General features: G+C 63.4%; 14 protein-coding genes and 1 pseudogene. 11 read left to right on the plus strand and 4 right to left on the minus strand.

What is annotated here, in order from left to right; translation table 11 throughout:
* Positions 1 to 125: 125 nt before the first annotated feature.
* Positions 126 to 4,133, minus strand: coding sequence for an SEL1-like repeat protein (locus tag NKI46_RS12925; protein ID WP_023738203.1), 4,008 nt, complete (start codon positions 4,131 to 4,133; stop codon positions 126 to 128).
* A gap of 478 nt (positions 4,134 to 4,611) precedes the next feature.
* Here NKI46_RS12925 and NKI46_RS12930 point away from each other — a divergent pair, with 478 nt between their 5' ends.
* From NKI46_RS12930 to NKI46_RS12960, 8 genes and pseudogenes are all read left to right on the plus strand, one after another.
* On the plus strand, positions 4,612 to 5,070 hold the full coding sequence (locus NKI46_RS12930; protein ID WP_023669610.1) for a MerR family transcriptional regulator: 459 nt from the start codon (positions 4,612 to 4,614) through the stop codon (positions 5,068 to 5,070).
* Between the two features lie 274 nt (positions 5,071 to 5,344).
* Positions 5,345 to 7,135, plus strand: a complete 1,791-nt coding sequence (locus NKI46_RS12935) for an acyl-CoA dehydrogenase (RefSeq protein ID WP_023738204.1) — start codon at positions 5,345 to 5,347, stop codon at positions 7,133 to 7,135.
* A gap of 231 nt (positions 7,136 to 7,366) precedes the next feature.
* Positions 7,367 to 8,536: an acyl-CoA dehydrogenase family protein gene (locus NKI46_RS12940; RefSeq protein ID WP_352746477.1), complete on the plus strand. Its 1,170-nt coding sequence runs from the start codon at positions 7,367 to 7,369 to the stop codon at positions 8,534 to 8,536.
* A gap of 31 nt (positions 8,537 to 8,567) precedes the next feature.
* On the plus strand, positions 8,568 to 9,776 hold the full coding sequence (locus tag NKI46_RS12945; protein ID WP_023669613.1) for an acetyl-CoA C-acetyltransferase: 1,209 nt from the start codon (positions 8,568 to 8,570) through the stop codon (positions 9,774 to 9,776).
* A 23-nt stretch (positions 9,777 to 9,799) separates the two neighbouring features.
* Complete coding sequence (locus tag NKI46_RS12950) at positions 9,800 to 12,019, plus strand: 3-hydroxyacyl-CoA dehydrogenase NAD-binding domain-containing protein (protein WP_352746480.1); 2,220 nt, start codon at positions 9,800 to 9,802, stop codon at positions 12,017 to 12,019.
* Between the two features lie 38 nt (positions 12,020 to 12,057).
* A pseudogene (locus NKI46_RS30945) lies at positions 12,058 to 12,183 on the plus strand (thioesterase family protein); the annotation flags it as partial.
* A gap of 307 nt (positions 12,184 to 12,490) precedes the next feature.
* A complete protein-coding gene (locus NKI46_RS12955; RefSeq protein WP_352746483.1) occupies positions 12,491 to 13,141 on the plus strand; it encodes a S24 family peptidase in 651 nt (216 codons plus the stop codon).
* A gap of 8 nt (positions 13,142 to 13,149) precedes the next feature.
* Positions 13,150 to 14,022 carry a thermonuclease family protein gene (locus NKI46_RS12960; protein WP_352746486.1) on the plus strand — a complete coding sequence of 291 codons (873 nt, stop codon included), beginning with the start codon at positions 13,150 to 13,152 and terminating at the stop codon, positions 14,020 to 14,022.
* Here the strand turns inward: NKI46_RS12960 and NKI46_RS12965 are convergent.
* Positions 13,985 to 15,634 (minus strand): lysine--tRNA ligase, encoded by a 1,650-nt coding sequence (locus NKI46_RS12965; RefSeq protein ID WP_352746489.1) that lies wholly within the window; start codon positions 15,632 to 15,634, stop codon positions 13,985 to 13,987. The genes NKI46_RS12960 and NKI46_RS12965 overlap by 38 nt on opposite strands.
* A gap of 156 nt (positions 15,635 to 15,790) precedes the next feature.
* Here NKI46_RS12965 and NKI46_RS12970 point away from each other — a divergent pair, with 156 nt between their 5' ends.
* The gene (locus tag NKI46_RS12970; RefSeq protein WP_023688697.1) at positions 15,791 to 16,204 is read left to right on the plus strand and encodes a tellurite resistance TerB family protein; all 414 of its coding nucleotides are present in this window, start codon (positions 15,791 to 15,793) and stop codon (positions 16,202 to 16,204) included.
* Positions 16,205 to 16,237: 33 nt separating this feature from the next.
* On the opposite strand, the gene NKI46_RS12975 is transcribed toward NKI46_RS12970, so the two are convergent.
* Positions 16,238 to 17,053: an ABC transporter substrate-binding protein gene (locus tag NKI46_RS12975; RefSeq protein ID WP_050586840.1), complete on the minus strand. Its 816-nt coding sequence runs from the start codon at positions 17,051 to 17,053 to the stop codon at positions 16,238 to 16,240.
* 296 nt (positions 17,054 to 17,349) lie between these two features.
* Between NKI46_RS12975 and NKI46_RS12980 the strand changes: the two genes are divergently transcribed.
* Positions 17,350 to 18,081, plus strand: a complete 732-nt coding sequence (locus NKI46_RS12980; protein WP_023669621.1) for a helix-turn-helix transcriptional regulator — start codon at positions 17,350 to 17,352, stop codon at positions 18,079 to 18,081.
* Between the two features lie 275 nt (positions 18,082 to 18,356).
* The gene (locus tag NKI46_RS12985) at positions 18,357 to 18,995 is read left to right on the plus strand and encodes an acyl-homoserine-lactone synthase (RefSeq protein ID WP_352545744.1); all 639 of its coding nucleotides are present in this window, start codon (positions 18,357 to 18,359) and stop codon (positions 18,993 to 18,995) included.
* A gap of 201 nt (positions 18,996 to 19,196) precedes the next feature.
* Here the strand turns inward: NKI46_RS12985 and ppk2 are convergent, their stop codons facing one another.
* On the minus strand, positions 19,197 to 20,102 hold the full coding sequence (ppk2, locus tag NKI46_RS12990; protein ID WP_023703442.1) for a polyphosphate kinase 2: 906 nt from the start codon (positions 20,100 to 20,102) through the stop codon (positions 19,197 to 19,199).
* Positions 20,103 to 20,157 lie beyond the last annotated feature (55 nt).

Here is a 20,157-nt window from a genome sequence, read left to right on the forward strand (position 1 = left end):
CAATTCTTTCTTGCACCGCCGGGGCAGTGGGATCAAACCCCGCCGCCCTACCGAAACAAAAAACATCTCAAGCAGTTAACAGGCAAATGTATGGCAAGGGCGTCGCGTTAGCGACGCATCTGCCGTTATTTGTGCGCCAGCAGCGCCTTCACCAGCTTTTCGTCGATTTCGCCGGTCGCCTGCATCTTGTTGTCGGTCTGGAAAGCCATGATTGCGGTCTTGGTCTTGCCGCCCATCACGCCATCGGCGCCGCCGGCATCGTAGCCGTTCTTGTTGAGGATGAGCTGGATGTTCTTGACCGCCTTCTTCATGTCGACGCTGGCGGTGGTCTGCGGCGTGCCTTCCTGCCAGGATTCAGGAATATCGGCCGAGTTGGACGCCGGGTCGAGCGGCTTCGGCTTCCACAGTTCCGTGGCGGCGCGCGCCCGCTCCAGCTGTTCGGGGCGCAGCGCAGTGGCGACCTCGTCGCGCTTTGCAGCCGCATCCTTGTCGCCGGTCTTGGCGACGAGCGCGAACCATTTGTAGGATTCCTCCAGGCTCTGCTTCATGCCGACGCCCTTTGCCGCCAGGATGCCGAGATTGAACTGGCTGTCCTTGACGCCGACATCGGCCGCCGCCTGAAACCAGTGCGCGGCCGATTCATTGTCGGTCACGCCGTCGGCGGCCATGGCAAACAGAACGGCCAGATTGTGCATGGCGCTGGCATTACCCTGCGCGGCGGCGAGCTGGTAGAAGGTCTTTGCCTTCTTGACGTCGCGCGTGACGCCGATGCCCTTCTCGTAGAAATTGCCGATGCGGTACTCCGCCGGTGCGAAGCCGAGCTCGGCCGACTTTTCGTACCATTTGGCCGCTGCCGCCATGTCTTCCTTGACGCCGCGCGATTCAGCATAGCGCGAACCGAGTTCGAACAGCGCCTTGGCGTCACCGCCGGCAGCCGCGTCGCGCAAGGCTTGCGGGCCGGCATCGGCCGGAACGTCTATCTTGGCCACGACAGGTGTTACCGCGGCATCAGCCGGCGGAACGGCGCCGGTAGTATCCGAGGCCGTCGTATCCGAGGCCGAGGGCGCCATGACGGCGGCCGCAGGCTGCGCGTCGGCAGCCGCCGGTTCCGCAGTGGCGGTCCTCGGCAGCATTGCATTTGGCGCGGGGGCCGGATCGGCCAGAGCCACCGGCGCTGGCACGGGTTCCACGGCCGGCATTTCGGGCTCGGCGATCGAGGCCGCATTCATTGGCGCATCGTTGCCAGCTGCCGGTTCCGTGGGCTCCGCCTGCCTGACGGTCCGGGCCGGCGCGTCCTGCACGGCCACCTGCGCGTCTGCCTTGGGTTGGCTGGCAGCGTTGACCGAAGCAGTCTCGACCGGCTGCGAGGCGACGATCGGCGCTGTATCGTTGCTTGCGACCTCGACCGGGTCGGCGAAGAAGGCCTTGCCCAACTGGAGGCCGGCAAGCGCCAGCATGATCGCGACCGCTCCCATCAGGATCGGCTTGCGCCGCGCCTTGAGCAGGTCGCCGATACGAAGCGCCTTGACCGGGCCCTTCATGGTGGACTGGCGTTTCAGTGCGTCGGCCTCGGCGGCCGCGGCTTGCGCCGCGCGCCTGGCAGCGGCAATGAAGTCGGATTTCGATGCATCGCCGGAGTTTTGGCGCACCGGTGGGCCACGCTCGTCGCGCACGCGCTTCATGATGGCGTTGAGGTCGGGCGCGCCGGAGCCCGGCTCCAACGGCCGGTTGGCGAGCTTCGGATCGAGCGGCTCGTCGAGATCGACGCTCGGCATGTCGACATTGGGCCCCGAGCCGGCAAGCGGCGGCATGTCAGCCGGCTTCTTGCCCCTGAAGGCGCGCGCCAATCCTCCGAACAGCGACTTCTTGGCCGTGCCTTCGCCTTTCTCGGCAATCCTGTCGGAACCGAGCGCTGCCTGGGCAGCGGCCGCGGCAGCCTCGGCTGGCGAGCGCCGCACTGGTTCGCTGCCCATGACCGGGTCGCTACGCGTACCTGGGTCGCTACGCGTACCCGAGTCGGCGCGCATATCCGGCTCGCTGCGCATGATGACGGCGGCGCGGCCGTCGAGATCGGCCATGTCTCCGGTCAGCGGCAGCGGCCGGTCGATATCCATCGATGGCGCGTCCTGCACCGAAATCTTGGAGGCGCGTGCAGCGCGGGCCCGCCGCGCCGGCTCGGCCTGGGCATCCAGAAGCTCGCTCACCGCCTCGGCCGGTTCGCTGGTCTCCAGCGAGCCCAGACGATCGACGATCTTGAGCAGCGTGTCGTGGATCGCCTCGAATGTCCGTGAATTGCGCTCGTCCGAACGGCGCGTCAGCGCTTCCAGCGTCTTCAGATCCTGGGCAAGGCCGGTAACGGCCGCGGTGTTGGCGTTGGAATCTGCCAGCGAGCGCACGGCGCTCTCGGCTGCTTCGCGTGCCGCGCCCATGATGGATTCGCGGGTTCCGGCCAGCGACTTCTCGATTTCGTTGAGGCGCGGGCTGATGTCCTCGAATTCCGGCAGCGGCGTGCCGGGCTTCGACAGATGCGCCGATAGGCTGGAGACCTGCGCCTCGAGGCTGCGGATCAGTGCCGGATCGATGCCGGCGACCTGCGCGGCCGACGATTCCAGCCGGCTTGAAATGTCTTCGAGCCGGCTTTCCAGGCCGCGGATCGCCGCCTCGTTGGCAGGATCGGGAATGCGCGTCTCCATGCGTTGGGCGAGCGCGGTGAAGCGTGCGTCGATGGCGTCCATGATGCCGGCGCTGTCAGCCTGCGGCTGGCGCTGGTCCAGCCGGTCGGCAACCTCGTCCAGCCGCCGCTCGAGATCGCGAAACAGCATGTTGCCCTGTTCGATGGCGTCGCCCTGCCGGCGTTCCATCATGCCCGACAGCACGTCGAAGCGCTGTTCCAGACCCTGGAAGATATAGTCGGCGTCGGGCATGGCCGGGGCGCGGTCGATCTTGTCGGCGATCATCGCGATCTGCTTGCCGAGGCGCTCCATCGCCTGTTCCGGCAGATTGGCGCGGCCGGCAAGCTCGTCGACCCTGTTCGACAGCGTGCTGAGACGGTCGAGAACCTCGCCGCTCGGACGAACCTGCACGACTTCCTCGATCTGCTGCGCCAGCGAGGCGATCCGCTTCTCGATGCGTTCAAAGGGTTCGGGGTCGAAGGAATTGGCCTGTGCGGCGACGGTCGAGGCGACGATGGCGCGCGAAATCTCGTCGAGCCGTTCGTCGATCAGGCCAAGCGTGTCGCCGCCGCGGTTGCTCTGCTGGCTGACGAAATGATCGACGGCGCCGGCAAGCGTGCGGACCTTTTCTTCCATCGAGCGCAGCGACAGCGATTCCGGCAGATTGTGGACCGCATTGCTGATCTGTTCGAGCCGGTCGGTCAGGGCCGAAAATCCGGGGCCGTCGGCGCGGTTGCGCTGGTCGGCGTCGACACGGTCCTCGAACGCGCTCCAGCGGCGGTCGAAATCGTCCCAGCGGCGGTCGACCTTCAGCACGCTTTCCTCGCGCGCCAATGTGTCGAGCGCCGTCTTTACCTGCTCGAGCTCGAGCCGCAGCATGTTGACGCTTCGGTCGTCGCTCTTCTCGGCCAGCGTCTGGATGGCGCCGGACAGCCGCTCGAATTCGACGCCGAGTTCGGCGCTGCCCTTGCCGGGCAAGCCGCCTGCCTGACCACCCGATTGGTTGCTCGCCTGGAAGGCCCGTTCGATGTCCTTGCGCAACGCGGCGAATTCGCGCTGCAGGCCGGCCGTCATCTGATGGCGCAGTTCCTCGCGCAGGCCACGCAATTCGCCGGCGATCTTGCCGACCACGGCGACGCTGTCTTCCTGGCCGCGCACGCGGTCGATGTCGCGCGCGATCGCCTGATAGTTCTGGTCGAAGCCGGCCGGCCCGGCGCCTTTCGGCCGCGGCGTGGGCTGAGGGTCCTCGTACCAGCGCGGCGGGGCGTAGGGCTGGGCGCTTGCGTAGCGCGGCTCTGCCGGCGGCCGGCGCGGATCGAAGCGCTCGGCGGCGTCCTCGCGCTTGCGCTCCAGCCGCTGCTCCAGCGTTTCCAGCGAGCGGTTCAATTCATCAAGTGTGGTGTTCGGCCTGCGCGGCCTGCCGGCGTTGAGTGTATCGAGATAGGACCGCTTGCTGTTCATCGATGCGTCCGTTTTTCAGAATGGCCGGCTTGCTGCCAGTTTCCCAAGTCCTTGTCGGGAACGAAGGCGGCCGCGCGGCACTGCTGCGGCGGAAGACGAGCTTCCCGGGCCAGGCCCGCTCTCCGAAAAACCGTGAAAAATTCGCTACAGGATAAACACGGGTGACCGACATCCGCACATTTCACCCATCGTGGTAAACAAGGTGTTAACCAAGCTTAAGAAGTTACGGCATTGCTGAAATACAGGCGGTGCCCGTTCGGACCCGGCGCCGGGGTGCGGCATAAGGTTTCGCAATCCCAGAACGCCCTTGCGTCATGCGGCGGCTATCGATATAGAATTGACGTAAACGTAAGAGGGGCGCCGTTCGTGCCTTTTGCGATGAATTAGTTGAAACCACGACTGGAAGCATGCCCCCGCTTCCACTCAGGCGTTGCAAGGTCCGAGACCGCGATGCCACGACAGGGGAAAGCCAGTGACTATGAAACTTGTTTCGCCCGGCGAAGCCGCGGCCAACACCAACAATATGTCTGCCGAAGCCAGTGAGGAGCTCGTGCGCATCGGCGAGATGGCCAAGAAATACGGCGTGACGCTGCGCACGCTGCGTTTCTATGAAGACAAGGGCCTGCTCAATCCAAAGCGCGATGGGGCGACGCGGCTATACACGCGTCGCGACAAGGCGCGGCTGAAGCTGATCCTGCTCGGCCGCAAGGTCGGGTTCTCGCTACGCGACGTCAAGCAGATGATGGATCTCTACGATCCGACGGGTTCCAACACTAAGCAGCTGCGGCTGGCTCTCGACAAGTCGGAGAAGCAGCTTGCCCGCCTGCAGAAGCAGCGCGCGCTGATCGACGACGCCATCAACGAGTTGAGCGGCTCGATGTCGGCCGTGCGCCAGATGCTGTCCGAGCGTTCGGCCCCGGCCAGCGCCGCCAGCTGATTTTGCTCCGCAGCTCCCGGCGAAAGCTTTGAACGGAAGAGCCGCGCGGCCGCCCGCGCGGCTCTTTTTGTTTGACCCCCCCTTGCTTTGCGCAAAGCCATGCACCGCTCGTGCGACAGGCTGGCATAAGTAAATTTTGTCGCGGCGACTAAATTGACGTTTACGCAAACGTCAATTTTTGCTATCCCGCTTTCAACATTGGCCCGCATGCCGCCCCAACCTCATGTTTCGGGGCTCGATCTCGCGGCCAAGACCCGCATGGTGGAGGAAACACATGCCGATCTACAGGGCGCCGGTCCAGGACACGCTGTTCGTGCTCAACGAGGTGCTGGGCTATCAGCGCTACTCCAACCTTCCCGGATTTGCCGACGCGACGCCCGACGTTGTCGAGGCGATCCTCGCCGAAGGCGCCAAGCTCGCCGAAAACGTTATGCATCCTCTGAACCGCGTCGGTGACATGGAAGGCTGCGTGCGCCATGAGGACGGCTCGGTGACGACGCCGAAGGGCTTCAAGGAAGCCTACGACCAGTATCGCGAAGGCGGCTGGATGGGACTGGCGGCGCCCGTCGAGTTCGGCGGCCAGGGGCTGCCCTATGCCGTGCACACCGCGGTTGCCGAATACATGGTTTCGGCCAACATGGCGCTGATGATGTATCCCGGCCTGACGCAAGGCGCGATCGCGGCGATCATCACCCACGGCACCGACGAGCAGAAGGCGACATGGCTTCCGAAGCTGGTCGAGGGGTCCTGGACCGGCACCATGAACCTGACCGAGCCGCATTGCGGCACCGATCTCGGTCTGCTGCGCACCAAGGCGGTGCCGAACGGCAACGGCACCTACAAGATATCCGGCCAGAAGATCTTCATCTCGGCCGGCGAGCACGACATGTCGGAAAACATCGTTCATCTCGTGTTGGCCCGCATCGAAGGCGCGCCGGCAGGCGTGAAGGGCATCTCGCTGTTCATCGTGCCAAAGCTGAAGCTCGATGCCTCGGGCAATCCGGGCGAGAAGAACACGCTCTCCTGCGGGTCGATCGAGGAGAAGATGGGCATCCACGGCAATTCGACTTGCGTCATGAATTATGACGAGGCCGAAGGCACGCTGCTCGGCGAGGCCAATGGCGGCCTGAAGGCGATGTTCACGATGATGAATGAAGCCCGCCTCGGCGTCGGCCTGCAGGGCCTGTCGCTGTCCGAGATCGCTTACCAGAACGCGGTCTCCTACGCCAAGGACCGGCTGCAGGGCCGCTCGCTGTCGGGCGCCAAGGCGCCGGACAGACAAGCCGACCCGATCATCGTCCATCCCGACATCCGCCGCTCGCTGATGACCATGAGGGCCTTCAACGAGGCCGGCCGCGCGCTGGCGCTGTGGACGGCGATCAAGTCCGACATCGCCCACCGCTCCGCCGACGACAAGGATCGCCAGGCGGCCGACGACTATACCGGCCTGCTGACGCCGGTGATCAAGGGCGTGCTCACCGACAAGGGTTTTGACCATGCCGTCATGGCGCAGCAGGTGTTCGGCGGCCACGGCTACATCGAAGAGCACGGCATGAGCCAGTTCGTGCGCGATGCCCGCATCGCCATGATCTATGAAGGCGCCAACGGCATCCAGGCGCTCGACCTCGTCGGCCGCAAGCTTGGCCTGAATGGCGGCCGCGCCGTGCAGGCCTTCTTCAAGGACGTCGGCGAGTTCTGCGAGGAGAACCGCGCCGACGAGAAGCTGGCGCCTTTCACGAAGGCGCTGAAGAAGGGCCTCAATGATCTGCAGGCGGCGACCATGTGGCTGGTGCAGAACGGCATGGCCAAGCCCGACAATGCCGGCGCCGCGTCGACCGATTACATGCATCTCTTCGGCCTGGTGGCGCTGGGCTACATGTGGGCGCAGATGGCCAAGGCCGCGCTCCGCAAGACCGGCGCCAATGGTTCGCAGTCGTTCTACGACAACAAGGTGGTGACGGCGCGCTTCTTCATGGAGCGGATCATGCCCGAGACGTCGGCACATCTGGCCCGCATTTCCAGTGGTGCGGACACGCTAATGGCGCTGCCTGCGGAAGCGTTCTAGAAATGGCCAGCGTCCCCCTCCCCCTTGAGGGGAGGGTGGCCCGAAGGGCCGGGAGGGGTCCTGCGTGCAGTGCGCCGGCTGGTTGGCGCTTTGGTAGGAGATGATCGCAATGCCCCAAACCCGCGTCAATTCCGAAGATAAGGTCGAGCACGTCATCGGCGACCCCACCCGACCGCTTCGCGGCCACCCTCCCCTCAAGGGGGAGGGGGACGTTGGCGCGGGAGAAACGGCATGACAAATCCATCAGAAGTGCTCTCTTTGCCGAAGCCAGCCTGGGCGGCGGACGAAGTCGGCATGCTCTACGACATGGCGCATCGCTTCATGTCGGAAGAGATCGCGCCGCGCTACGACGAGTTCGAGAAGAACGAGATGGTCGACCGCGAGAGCTGGCGCAAGGCAGGTTCCGCCGGCCTGCTCTGCGCCTCTATGCCGGAGGAATATGGCGGCTCCGGCGGCACCTTCGCGCATGAGAGCGCCATCATCGAGGCGATCGGCCACGTCGGCGTCGACGGTTTCGGCATCGGTCTCCACAACGCGATCGTTGCTCCTTACATCCTTCACTACGGCTCGGAAGAGCAGAAGAAGAAATGGCTGCCGAAACTGGCGACCGGCGAACTGATCGGCGCCATCGCCATGACCGAGCCGGGCGCCGGCTCCGACCTGCAAGGCGTCAAGACGCGCGCCGAGAAGGACGGCAACCAGTACAAGATCAACGGTTCGAAAACCTTCATCACCAATGGCCAACTGGCCAATTTCATCATCGTCGTCACCAAGACCGATCCGGCCAAAGGCGCCAAGGGCACCTCGCTGATCGTCGTCGAGGCCGACGAGGCCGAAGGCTTCGAACGCGGCCGCAACCTCGACAAGATCGGCCTGAAGGCCAACGACACGTCGGAGCTGTTCTTCAATGATATGCGCGTGCCGACCTCGAACCTGCTTGGCCACGAAGAGGGACAGGGCTTCATCCAGCTGATGCAGCAATTGCCGCAGGAGCGCCTGCAGATCGGCACCGGCGCCATCGCCATGATCGAGCGCGCCCTGGCGCTGACCATCGACTACGTCAAGGACCGCAAGGCCTTCGGCAAAGCGATCATCGAGTTCCAGAACACCCAGTTCAAGCTCGCCGAACTGAAGACCGAGGCGACCATCGGTCGGGTCTTCTACAATGATTGCGTCACCCGCCACATCAATGGCGGCCTCGATCCGGTGACGGCGTCGATGGCGAAATACTGGCTCTCGGACCTGCAGGGAAAAGTCGTCGACGAATGCCTTCAATTGCATGGCGGCTATGGCTACATGAATGAATATCCGATCGCCCGCATGTTCCGCGACGCCCGCGTCCAGCGCATCTACGGCGGCACCAACGAGATCATGAAATTGCTGATCGGCCGCTCTCTCTGAGAGCGAGGTCGGCAAAGCAAGGAGCAAGCAAATGGCTGAAGCTTATGTCTATGACGCCGTGCGCACACCGCGCGGCAAGGGCAAGAAGGATGGCTCGCTGCACGAGGTGCCGGCGGTGCGGCTTGCGGCCAGGACGCTTGAAGCGTTGCGCGACCGCAATGGCCTCGACACTGCAAACGTCGACGACATCATCTTCGGCTGCGTCGATCCGGTCGGCGAAGCCGGCTCCGTCATTCCGCGTGCCGCCGCCTTCGAGGCCGGCTACGACAACAAGGCGCCGGGCATGCAGATCTCGCGCTTCTGCGCCTCAGGCCTCGACGCCATCAATTTCGGCGCCGCCAAGATCGCTCAAGGCGCCGACGAGATCGTCATTGCAGGCGGCGTTGAATCGATGTCGCGCGTCGGCATGGGCGCCTCGGGCGGCGCCTGGTTCATGGACCCGTCCGTCGGCCTGCCCGGCTGGTTCGTGCCGCAAGGCATATCGGCCGATTTGATCGCCACCAAATATGGTTTTTCGCGCGACGACGTCGATGCCTATGCGGTCGAGAGCCAGAAGCGCGCCGGCAAGGCCTGGGCCGATGGCCGTTTCAAGAACTCCGTCATACCGATCAAGGACCAGAACGGCCTCACCATCCTCGATCATGACGAGCATATGCGGCCGTCGACCGACATGCAGTCGCTGGCCTCGCTCAACCCGTCCTTCGTCATGCCTGGTGAAATGGGCGGCTTCGACGCGGTCGCCGTGCAGAAGCACCCTGAGGTGGAAGAGGTCAATCACGTCCACCATGCCGGCAATTCGTCGGGCATCGTCGACGGTGCCGCCGCAGTGCTGCTCGGCTCCAAGAAGGCCGGCAAAACGATGGGCTTGAAGCCACGCGCGCGTATCCGCGCCTTTGCCAACATCGGCTCCGAGCCGGTGCTGATGCTTACTGGTCCGGTCGACGTCACCGAGAAGCTTCTGAAGCGCGCCAAGATGAAGCTGTCGGATATCGACCTGTTCGAGCTTAACGAGGCCTTCGCCTCGGTGGTGCTGCGCTACATGCAGGCATTCGAAATCCCGCACGACAAGATCAACGTCAATGGCGGCGCCATCGCCATGGGCCATCCGCTCGGTGCCACCGGCGCGATGATCCTGGGCACGGTGCTGGACGAGCTCGAGCGCCGCGATTTGAACACCGCTCTGGTGACGCTCTGCATCGGCGCCGGCATGGGCACCGCAACGATTATCGAACGCGTCTGATTTTCGGCCGGAAGGAGAGAGACATGACTTATACAAACTTCACGGTCGACACCGACGCAGACGGCATCGCGCTGGTCACCTGGAACATGCCGGACCGCTCGATGAACGTCTTCACCGAAGAGGTAATGAACGAGCTCGACAAGATCATCGACCAGGTGGTGGCCGACGCCGCCATCAAGGGCGCGGTGATCACCTCGGGAAAGGACAGCTTCTCCGGCGGCGCCGACCTGACCATGCTGCAGAAGATGCTGGCCGTATTTGCCAAGGAGAAGACCAAGGACCCGGAGAAGGCGGCACAGCTTCTGTTCGACAATGCCGGCCGCATGGGGGGCCTGTGGCGCAAGCTCGAAACGTCGGGCAAGCCCTGGGTCTCGGCGATCAACGGTACCTGCATGGGCGGCGCGTTCGAGCTGTCGCTGGCCTGTCATGGCCGCGTTGCCGCTGACTCCGAAAAGGTCAAGATAGCCTTGCCGGAAGTCAAGGTCGGCATCTTCCCCGGCGCCGGTGGCACCCAACGCGTGCCGCGCCTGACCGACCAGCAGCAGGCGCTGCAAATGCTGACCACCGGCCAGACGCTGTCGCCGCAGAAAGCCAAGGCGATGGGGCTGATCCACGAGGTCGCCGAACCCGGCAAGCTGATCGAGACCGCCAAAGCGATGATCAGGAACGGCCTGAAAGCCGTCCAGCCCTGGGACGAGAAGGGCTTCAAGCTGCCTGGCGGCCAAATCTATACGCCGGCCGGCTTCAATCTGTGGCCGCCGGCCATCGCCATCCTGCGCCGCGAGACCTACGGCAATTATCCGGCCGCCGCGGCGATCCTGAAATGCGTCTATGAAGGCCTGCTGGTGCCGTTCGACACCGGTCTGCGGATCGAACAGCGCTATTTCACCGAAATCATGCAGTCCAAGGAAGCAGCAGCGATGATCCGCTCGCTGTTCGTCTCGCTGCAGGAGCTCAACAAGGGCGCCCGCCGTCCGGCCGGCGTGCCGGAGACCAAGTTCAAGAAGATCGGTATTCTCGGCGCCGGCTTCATGGGTGCCGGCATCGCCTTTGTCACCGCCAAGGCCGGCATCCGGGTCTTCCTGCTCGACCGCGACATGGCGTCGGCCGAAAAGGGCAAGGCGCATTCCGACAGCCTGATCTCCGATCAGGTCAAGAAGGGCCGCGCCAAGCCCGAGGAGAAGGACAGACTTCTGTCGCTGATCACGCCGACGGCCGACTATGCCGATCTCGCCGGCTGCGATCTGGTGGTCGAGGCGGTGTTCGAGGATTCGGCCGTCAAGAAGACTGCCACCGAGCAGGCCGAAGCCGTGCTGAAATCGTCAGCGGTCTTCGCCTCCAACACCTCGACCATCCCGATCACTGCACTGGCCAAGAATTCGGCGCGGCCGAAGAATTTCGTCGGCATCCACTTCTTCTCGCCGGTCGACAAGATGATGCTGGTCGAGATCATCCTGGGCAAGAAGACCGGCGACAAGGCGCTGGCCACCGCGATCGATTTCGTGCGCGCCATCAAGAAGACGCCGATCGTCGTCAACGACACGCGCGGCTTCTACGTCAACCGCTGCGTGCTGCGCTACATGTCGGAAGCCTACAAGATGCTGATCGAAGGCGTTCCGGCGCCGATGATCGAGAACGCCGCCAAGGCCGCCGGCATGCCGGTCGGCCCGCTGGCGCTGACCGACGAGACGGCGATTGACCTTGCCCAGAAGATCATGAAGCAGACCATCAGGGACCTCGGAGACAAGTCTGTCGACCCCAGGCAGATGGCGCTGATCAACACGCTGGTCGACACCCATGGCCGCTTCGGCCGCAAGAACGGCAAGGGTTTTTACGACTATCCGGCCAAGCCTGCCAGGAAGAAGCTGTGGCCGGGCCTGAAGGATCTCTATCCGCAGCTGGAGGCCGAGGAGGTCGACTATGAGGAACTGCAGCAGCGCCTGCTGGTAACCATTGCGCTGGAAGCGGCCCGGGTGATGGAAGAGGGCATCGTCACCGATCCGCGCGAGGCCGATGTCGGCTCGATCCTCGCCTTCGGTTTCGCGCCATTCACCGGCGGCGCGCTGTCCTATATCGACGGCATCGGCGCCGGGGAGTTCGTCAGAATAGCCAAGGGCCTGCAGAAGAAATACGGCGCCGAGTTCAAGGCGCCCAAGCTGCTACTCGACCTGGCGGAGAAGGGCGAGACCTTCTACCAGCGCTTCGATCCCTATGCGAAAGGCGAGGTGAAGAAGGCCGCTTGAGCTAGCGCCCCATGTACGTCTGAGGGCGCCTTGCGCGCATGATGGCCACGGCAAGGCGCCGTGGCCTTACGCGGTCGGCAGCGAAAGCCGCCTGGCTTTTCGCTGCCGACATCGACTTCAACCTCCATCTCAACAACGCCCGCTACATGATGCTCGCCGACCTCGCGCATGACCCCGAAAATCGGAATCGATTCTCGAAAAGGATCATGCGCCAAATCAAAATGCTACAGCGTCCTTGGCGCGTCCGATAGGACGCTTGCCCGCTCCGTTCAACCGCGGCCGCCGACCGAGGCCGAGCGGGTTTGCATGACCTCCACCAAGGATTGCGCAGCCTGCCCAAGGCAGTTTGAGGCATCCATGACGACTTCGCCGCACGCAGCTTTTTGAGAGATCGGGCCGCGCGCCGGTGGACAATCGGATGACCGCGCGTTAGAAGGAAAAGGTATTTTTTCCTGTTTTGAGGAGAGCGAATTGCTCTCGCATGACCGAGTTTGGGCCGCCATCGACGCTCTCGCCGAGCGCTATTCGTTATCGGCCTCCGGCCTGGCCCGGCGAGCTGGTCTGGACTCCACCGCTTTCAACAAGTCGAAGCGGCTGTCCTCGGATGGGCGGCCGCGCTGGCCCTCGACCGAATCGCTGGCCAAGATCATCGAGGCGACAGGCGCTTCGCTCGACGAATTCACCGGGCTGGTCGAAGGCCGCGCCAAGACAGCTTCGGGCCCGTTAGCCTCGCAGCGTTCGGCGGTGCCGCTGCTCGGCTTCGCCCAGGCCGGCGCCGGCGGCTTCTTCGATGATGCCGGCTATCCCTCCGGCCAGGGCTGGGACCTTGTCGAGCTTCCGGCGCGGGCAACCGAAACCTCCTATGCGTTGAAGGTGCAGGGTGATTCCATGCTGCCGCTGTACCGCAATGGCGATGTGCTGATCGTCGAGCCGGGGGCCGCTACCCGAAAGGGCGACCGCGTCGTCGTCAAGACCAATGCCGGCGAAGTCATGGCCAAGGTGCTCGACCGCCAGACGACGAAATCGATCGTGCTGATCTCGCTCAACCCCGACCACCCGGACCGCGACATCGCGATGCGTGATGTCGAATGGGTGGCGCGGATCGTCTGGGCAAGCCAGTAGGTCTCGCGGTGCGTCTGCTTCAAATCCTCATAGCCCTCCTGGCGATCCCGGTGATGGTCGCCATTGTCGTCGCCGGCGGTCGCGCGCTGCATCGCGACGGCCCCGCCATCACTGTCGACCAGATCGACCCGGACACCGAGGTCGTGCCCGAGGAGCCGGCGACGTCGGCGATCCCCGAGATCCAGCCCGTCAAGCCTCCGGCGCACTCGCTTCCGGTGCATTCGAGGGCGATCGATCCCGAGGCCATCGCACCGCCGCCGCTGCCGGTAGAAGAACTTGAACGGGTTGAGCCACGCGCGCCGCTGAGCGACCTGGCGCTGGCCGGACCGCCCAAGCCGCGTGGGCGCAGAGCGGTCGACGACTGGGGAGGAACAAAACTGTTCCAGCCGGTCGCGGCCGCCGCCGGCCTGATCGAAGCCAATGGTTATTCCGTGACGGTCTCCGGCATCGACATCGTCAGGCGAGACGAGACCTGCACCGAGGGCGGCAAGTCCTGGGCTTGCGGTATCAGGGCGCGCACCGCGTTCCGGTCTTTCCTGCGCGGCCGGGCCGTTGCCTGCAAGGTGCCGCCGGAGGCCGACCGTGCGTTGATCGCCGCCGAATGCCGCATCGGCAAGCTGGATGTCGGCCAGTGGCTGGTCGAAAACGGCTGGGCGCGCGCCACGGCAGGCGGCCCCTATGTCGAAGCGGGCGACAAGGCGCGCGCCGCCAAGAAGGGCGTCTTCGGCGCCGCGCCCGATCTTGGCGGCCTGCCACCGGCGCCAACGCCTGTTGCGGCACCGACGGCGTCGCAACCGATCCTCGATGTCCCGGTTGCCGAGATGCCGCCGGCCGGGACGGAAATTACGCCGCCAGCTGACCAGCCAGCGCCCGCTCAATGAGCGCGCGGGTTTCGGCGATGCCGTAGAGGGCTGCGAACGAACCGAAGCGCGGGCCGCGTTCCTGGCCTATCAGCACCTGGTAGATCATCTGGAAGAAAGCGCCCGAGACACCAGGGCCGCCGTCCGGGCTCTTCTTCGAATGGTCCTGATAGCGTTCGATCTTGCGCGCCACGTTGAGCGAAGCGTTCTGGATCGCTTCGCCGTCGGCGCCGGCCGGCAGGCCAGCAAGCGCGTTGCCAAGCGCTTCCAGCGCCACGCGTTCGACATCGTCGGCCGGCCGGAAGGTCTTCGTCGGCTTCACGAAATCGTCGAAGTAGCGGATGGCGAAACCGACCAGCTGGTCGAGTTCGGGATGCGTCGCCGGCATCACGCCAGGTGCATGGCGCGAGATGAAGCCCCACAGCACATCCTTGTTTTGCGCGTTGGAGGCGCTGACCAGGTTGAGCAGCAGCGAGAACGGCACCGGCATGTCGATGGAAGGCGGCTTGCCGTCATGCATGTGCCAGACCGGATTGCCCAGCCGCTCCTTCCAGTCCTGGCGCGGATAGGCGTTGAGGAAGGTGTAGTACTCGTCGACGGCGCGTGGGATGACGTCGAAATAGAGCTTTTTCGCCTGCCTTGGCCGCTGGTACATATAGAGGCCGAGGCTTTCGGTCGGCGCGTAGCGCAGCCATTCGTCGATGGTCAGCCCGTTGCCCTTCGACTTCGAGATCTTCTGGCCGTTCTCGTCCAGGAACAGCTCGTAGACGAAATGCTCCGGCGCGCGTCCGCCGAGAATGTTGCAGATGCGGTCGTAGATCACCGCGTTCGTCTGGTGGTCCTTGCCGAACATTTCGAAATCGACGCCGAGCGCTGCCCAGCGCATGCCGAAATCCGGCTTCCACTGCAGCTTGACCTTCCCGCCGGTCACCGAAAGCGTGGTCTCGGTGCCCTCATCGTCGAAGGTGATGGTGCCGGCCTTGGCGTCGACATGCTTCATCGGCACGTAGAGCACGCGCCCGCTCTTCGGCGAGATCGGCAGGAACGGGCTGTAGGTTGCCTGCCGCTCCGGCCCCAGCGTCGGCAGCATCACCGCCATGATCTGGTCGTAGCGCTCGGCGGCGCGCACCAGCATCGCATCGAAGCGGCCGGCCTTGTAGTACTGCGTGGCGCTGGCGAATTCGTAGTCGAAGCCGAACGTGTCGAGGAAGCGGCACAGCATCGCGTTGTTGTGGTCGGCAAAGCTCGCATAGTCGCCGCCGAACGGATTGGGCACCGACGACAGCGGCATATGCAGATAGGGCTCGAGCGCTGCGCGATCCGGCACATTGTCGGGGATTTTGCGCATGCCGTCCATGTCGTCGGAGAAGCAGAGCAGCTTCGTCTTGACCTTGTTCCCGGTCAGCACGTGAAAGGCATGGCGCACCATCGAGGTGCGCGCGACCTCGCCGAACGTGCCGATGTGCGGCAGGCCCGACGGGCCGTAGCCGGTCTCGAACAGGACGATCTCCGGGAAGTCGCCGCCCTTGTAGCGCTCGATGATCTTTTTGGCTTCCTCGAACGGCCAGGCCTTGCTTTCGGCGGCTGCCGCAAGCATTTCGGGGTTGAGATCGGCGATGTTTGATCCCGTCATGTCAAAGTTCCAGTCATGGCCGGCTTTCGCGGCTGGTAAGATTTTTCAACCGGGTCTCTAGGCGCGACAGGGCGGAGCGTCAACGATATCAGGCGTTTTCGTTGCGACGGCGCCGTGGCGTCCCTACCTTCGACCCTCACTATCAAGGAGTTTTGAATGCCGTTGCCGTCCACCCATGAAGCCCTGATCTACCTGATGGTCATCACCTCGGCTTCCGATCGCGACATGACCGATATCGAACTGGCGCGCATCGGCGACGTCGTCCGCAGCTGGCCGGTGTTCGAGGATTTCAAGCAGGACAGGCTGATCGCCATTGCGCAGGACTGCCAGAAGATGCTGCATGAAAAGGATGGGTTGGAAGGCGTGCTTGAGCGTGTCGCCGAGACTTTGCCCGAACGGCTGCACGACACCGCCTATGCCGCAGCCTTCGAGGTTGCCGCCGTCGATCTAGAAATGCGCATGGAGGAATTGCGGGTGCTGCAGTTGATCCGGCGTGAGCTCGATCTCGACACGCTGACCGCCGCAGCCATCGCGCGCGGGGCGAAGGCCCGCCTGCGTACGCTGACCTGATCCAGCCCCTAGAGGAAGCTGACCGGGACCGGATCAGAAAAAGCTGACCGGGAAATAGCGCAGGTAGAATTCGGCGAAGGTGCCTTTCACCGATATCTCCTGCAGCGCGTAGTCCATGGCTGCTGCCAGCGCTGGGTCGCTGGCCCGGGTGGCAATGGTCATGCCGGACCCCAGATATTCCGGCGCGAGGTAGGGTCCACCGGCGAAGCGGCAGCAACCGGCGGCGTCCGTGCCGCCCAGCCAGAAGGAAAAGCGCATGCCGTCGCCGAAGGCGGCATCGATCTTGGCGCTCTTCAAGTCGCTGTAGAGGTCTTCCGGCCGTTGAAAGCGGATGATCTGCACGGTGCCGAAATAATCGCGCAGCATCTTTTCATGCGCCGAGCCGGCCAGCACGCCGACCCGCTTCGAGCGCAATTTGTCGAGGATCGGCTCGGCGAAGGCCTTGGTCTTCGGCATGATGAAGCGCGCCGGAAACTGTAGATAGGAGCGCGAAAAGCTGTACTTCGCCCGCGTCTCCGGCGTTGCGGCGATGCCGGCGATGATCGCCTCGCCTTCGCCCTTCTGCAACGCGTCGTCGAGTTCGGCCCAGGGCAGCGCCTGGATCTGGCATTTGTCGGCGATGTCGAGTTCGGCGCAAATCGCCCGCGCCAGGTCGATGTGGAAGCCGGACAGTCGGCCCGTGCCGTCGAGAAAATTGAAGGGCGGGAAATCGGTTGTGGTGAGGAACCTGAGCCTCGGCAGCGCCGCAAGGTCCGGCTTCGGCAGCCGCTCCTTGGCATCCCAAAGCACCGGCACCTGCGGTTCCGCTGCCCGCACAGCGCCGGCAAACGGCTGCACTCCGATCAGCATCGACAGCAAGGCGATGGTTATCCAGCGTGATGTCACAAAAAACTCCGCCCGTCTTGGCCGTTGGCTTGTGATACGAAAACGGCGCAGGCACAATTGTTTTTGATTTCAAAGGGCAAATTTCGGGTTATGCTTTGGCGAGGTTGCAAATAGCCGCACAGAGTCGGCCCGGGGTTGGCGGTCGCTGGCGTTAGAAAAGCTAAGGATGTGGCTTTGCAATCCGGGGTTGATGGCTAAGTGCGGGGCAGGCACGTAGCATCGGTCTCAAGAGCGGTAGGCAACATGGGGTAGATGTTGCGATGGGTTATTTTGACCGGACACTTGAATATATTGACCGGGTGCAGCGTGCCGACACGTCGGCTGCGGTGTGCGAGCAGCTACTTAGTGTCACCTCGAATTTCGGATTGACGGCCCTGATAGCCGCAACGGTGCCGCAGCCCGGTACACCAAGCAGCCAGACGAAGGACCATGTGCTGCTCTGCGATTGGCCTAGCGAATGGCTGGAGCGTTACTTATCGCGCAACTACGTCGACCACGATCCGGTCGTCAGCCATTTGAAGCAGTTTCGGGCGCCATTCCAATGGCGCGATGCCGTTCAAAGCATGCCCGCCGACAAGAGCAGCGCCGAGGTGATGCGCGACGCCCGCCAGTTCAAGCTGCGTGACGGCCTCGCCTTCCCGCTGATCACGCTCGAAGGCCAGATCGCGCTGGTCTCGCTGGGCGGTGAGGCGGTCGAACTGTCCGAAGCCGAATTCGCAATGGTCTCGCTGGCCTCCACCTATGCCATCGGCCGCGCCATGCAGCTTCAAACGACGGCCGGCAAATCTATCGATCACATTGAATTGACGCCGCGCGAGCGCGAATGCCTGCAATGGGCGGCGGTCGGAAAATCCGAGTGGGAAATTTCGCAGATCCTCGGCATCTCGGAGCATACCTCTGAGAAACACCTTCTCAACGCCAAGAGCAAACTAGGCGCCGCCAACCGTGTGCAGGCAGTCGCCGAAGCAGTCAGGCACGGCTATATCAGCTAGGCCGGTTCTGGCGGCCCGAAATTTATGGCCGCATTGTTGGCGTCATATCTTCAGAAAAGACCGGCCCCTGTCGTCCTCTTGAGAGGGCTAATGCTTTCTTAACGCCAAAAGCAGACTCGGCGTCGCCAACAGGGTGCACGCCATCGCGGAGGCGTTTAGACGCAGCTATATTAGCCATGTCGGCTGTGGCAGCCTGGAAATCCTTGCCAACACCTTCGCGCAATTTTTTCGGGAAAGCCCGGCCGTATCTTCCTCTTAAGCCCAGGAGACGGCTAATGCTATTTTCCCTTACCACTCAACAACTGATGGAACGTCCCGACCTATGGGAGGCCGTCCATCGCCTGCGTTACAAGGTCTTCGTCGATGAGATGCGGTGGACCGATCTCGATCGCCCGGACGGCCTCGAAATCGATCAATTCGACCATGATGAGGCCGAACACCACCTTGTCGTACGCAATGGCGAGCTTGCAGGCTATCATCGGATGCTGCCGACCACACGGCCGCATCTCCTTAGCGATGTGATGCCGGAACTCTGCGAGGGAAAGCGCCCTTCGGGACCGAATGTCTGGGAGCTAACCCGTTACGCGGTGGCGCCAGGCTTTCGCGATGGCAAGCGCGGCGTGTCTACGGTCGGCACCGAACTGATCGCCGGCTTCGTCGAATGGGGCCTTGCTCGCAATGTCGATCAGGTCATTATCGAGGTCGAGCCGGTGTGGGTGCTGCGGACGCTGCAGTTGCACTTCCTGGCGACGCCGCTCGGTTACCAGCGCACCTATGGCAACCAGCAGGTCGTCGCCACACTGCTGACCTTCAACGAGCATACGCTGGATGTCGTGCGTTCGCGCCGCAACCATCACGCCCCGGTGTTGGCCAGGGGCACCCCCCACATGCTCGGCATGCGGCAGGCGTCGTGAGACTGTCTTCACCCGACGCGCTTTAATGCATGTCGCTCAAAGTGGCCCCGGTTTTGAGAGAACGACATGCATGAAACAAAGACCTAAAGCGCGTCGCGTGAATCCGTTCAAATGCGATGCGCTTTAGACAATGGCCACAGAGCCCACCTCCGTGTGGGGGTGGGCTCTGTAATTTCAGCCTCTGCCTATCGAGGCCAGTCTCTACTTCTCGAGAAACGACGGCCCTTCGCCGACGATCTTTTTGTCTTCCTTGCCGATGGCGTCGAGATCGCGCCCATCATAGGGCAGTGACAACAGGATGCGCCGCATGACGGCCAGCCGCGAGCGTCGCTTGTCATTGGCCCGCACGATGATCCAGGGCGCGAACTGTTTGTGCGTGCGCTCGACCATCTGGTCGCGCGCCTTGGTGTAGTCGTCCCATTTGGTGATGCCGGCAATATCGATCGGCGAGAACTTCCAGTTCTTCAGCGGCGACCAGCGGCGGTCGTGAAACCGTTCGAGCTGGGTCTCGCGGCCGATGTTGAGCCAGAATTTGAAGAAATAGATGCCCTCATTGGAGATCATCCGCTCGAAATGCGGCGTCTCGTCGAGGAATTTTGCATGCTGTTCCGGTGTGCAGAAGCCCATCACCGGCTCGACGCCGCCGCGGTTGTACCAGGAGCGATCGAAGGTGACGAATTCGCTTGATGTCGGGAAATGGGCGACGTAGCGCTGGTAGTACCACTGCCCGACCTCGGTCGGGGTCGGCTTGGTCAGCGCCACGTTGCGCGCGGTTCGAGGATTGAGATACTGGCGCAGCACCGAGATGGTGCCGCCCTTGCCGGCGGCATCGCGCCCCTCGAACAGCGACATCACTCTGCTGCCGGTCGCCTGCAGCCAGGCCTGCGCCTTGACCAGTTCGATCTGCAGCCGCTCCAGCGTCTCGTCATACTCCTCGCTCTTCATTTTCTTGTCGTAGGGGTAGTCGCCTGCGGTCAGTTTGTGGTCCTCGATCCAGCTGGGAAGTTCGGGGTTTTCGATGTCGAACTCCCGCTCCTTGCCGTCCACCTTGATCTTCAGCGGCCCCTTTGCCGGCTCTGCGGCGGGACTTTCCTTGGCTTTTTTCATCGAGACGAACCTTTCCAGCTTGCGGACTCATGCTATGGGGGGCCTCAAACCCGGT

Origin of the sequence: Mesorhizobium sp. M0615 (assembly GCF_040320805.1) — a bacterium.
Taxonomy (GTDB): domain Bacteria; phylum Pseudomonadota; class Alphaproteobacteria; order Rhizobiales; family Rhizobiaceae; genus Mesorhizobium.

Coding starts and splice junctions, on each gene's coding strand:
- NKI46_RS12925 (WP_023738203.1), bottom strand. CDS start 4,133: ATGAACAGCAAGCGGTCCTATCTCGATACACTCAACGCCGGCAGGCCG.
- NKI46_RS12930 (WP_023669610.1), top strand. CDS start 4,612: ATGAAACTTGTTTCGCCCGGCGAAGCCGCGGCCAACACCAACAATATG.
- NKI46_RS12935 (WP_023738204.1), top strand. CDS start 5,345: ATGCCGATCTACAGGGCGCCGGTCCAGGACACGCTGTTCGTGCTCAAC.
- NKI46_RS12940 (WP_352746477.1), top strand. CDS start 7,367: ATGACAAATCCATCAGAAGTGCTCTCTTTGCCGAAGCCAGCCTGGGCG.
- NKI46_RS12945 (WP_023669613.1), top strand. CDS start 8,568: ATGGCTGAAGCTTATGTCTATGACGCCGTGCGCACACCGCGCGGCAAG.
- NKI46_RS12950 (WP_352746480.1), top strand. CDS start 9,800: ATGACTTATACAAACTTCACGGTCGACACCGACGCAGACGGCATCGCG.
- NKI46_RS12965 (WP_352746489.1), bottom strand. CDS start 15,634: ATGACGGGATCAAACATCGCCGATCTCAACCCCGAAATGCTTGCGGCA.
- NKI46_RS12970 (WP_023688697.1), top strand. CDS start 15,791: ATGCCGTTGCCGTCCACCCATGAAGCCCTGATCTACCTGATGGTCATC.
- NKI46_RS12975 (WP_050586840.1), bottom strand. CDS start 17,053: ATGCTGATCGGAGTGCAGCCGTTTGCCGGCGCTGTGCGGGCAGCGGAA.
- NKI46_RS12980 (WP_023669621.1), top strand. CDS start 17,350: ATGGGTTATTTTGACCGGACACTTGAATATATTGACCGGGTGCAGCGT.
- NKI46_RS12985 (WP_352545744.1), top strand. CDS start 18,357: ATGCTATTTTCCCTTACCACTCAACAACTGATGGAACGTCCCGACCTA.
- ppk2 (WP_023703442.1), bottom strand. CDS start 20,102: ATGAAAAAAGCCAAGGAAAGTCCCGCCGCAGAGCCGGCAAAGGGGCCG.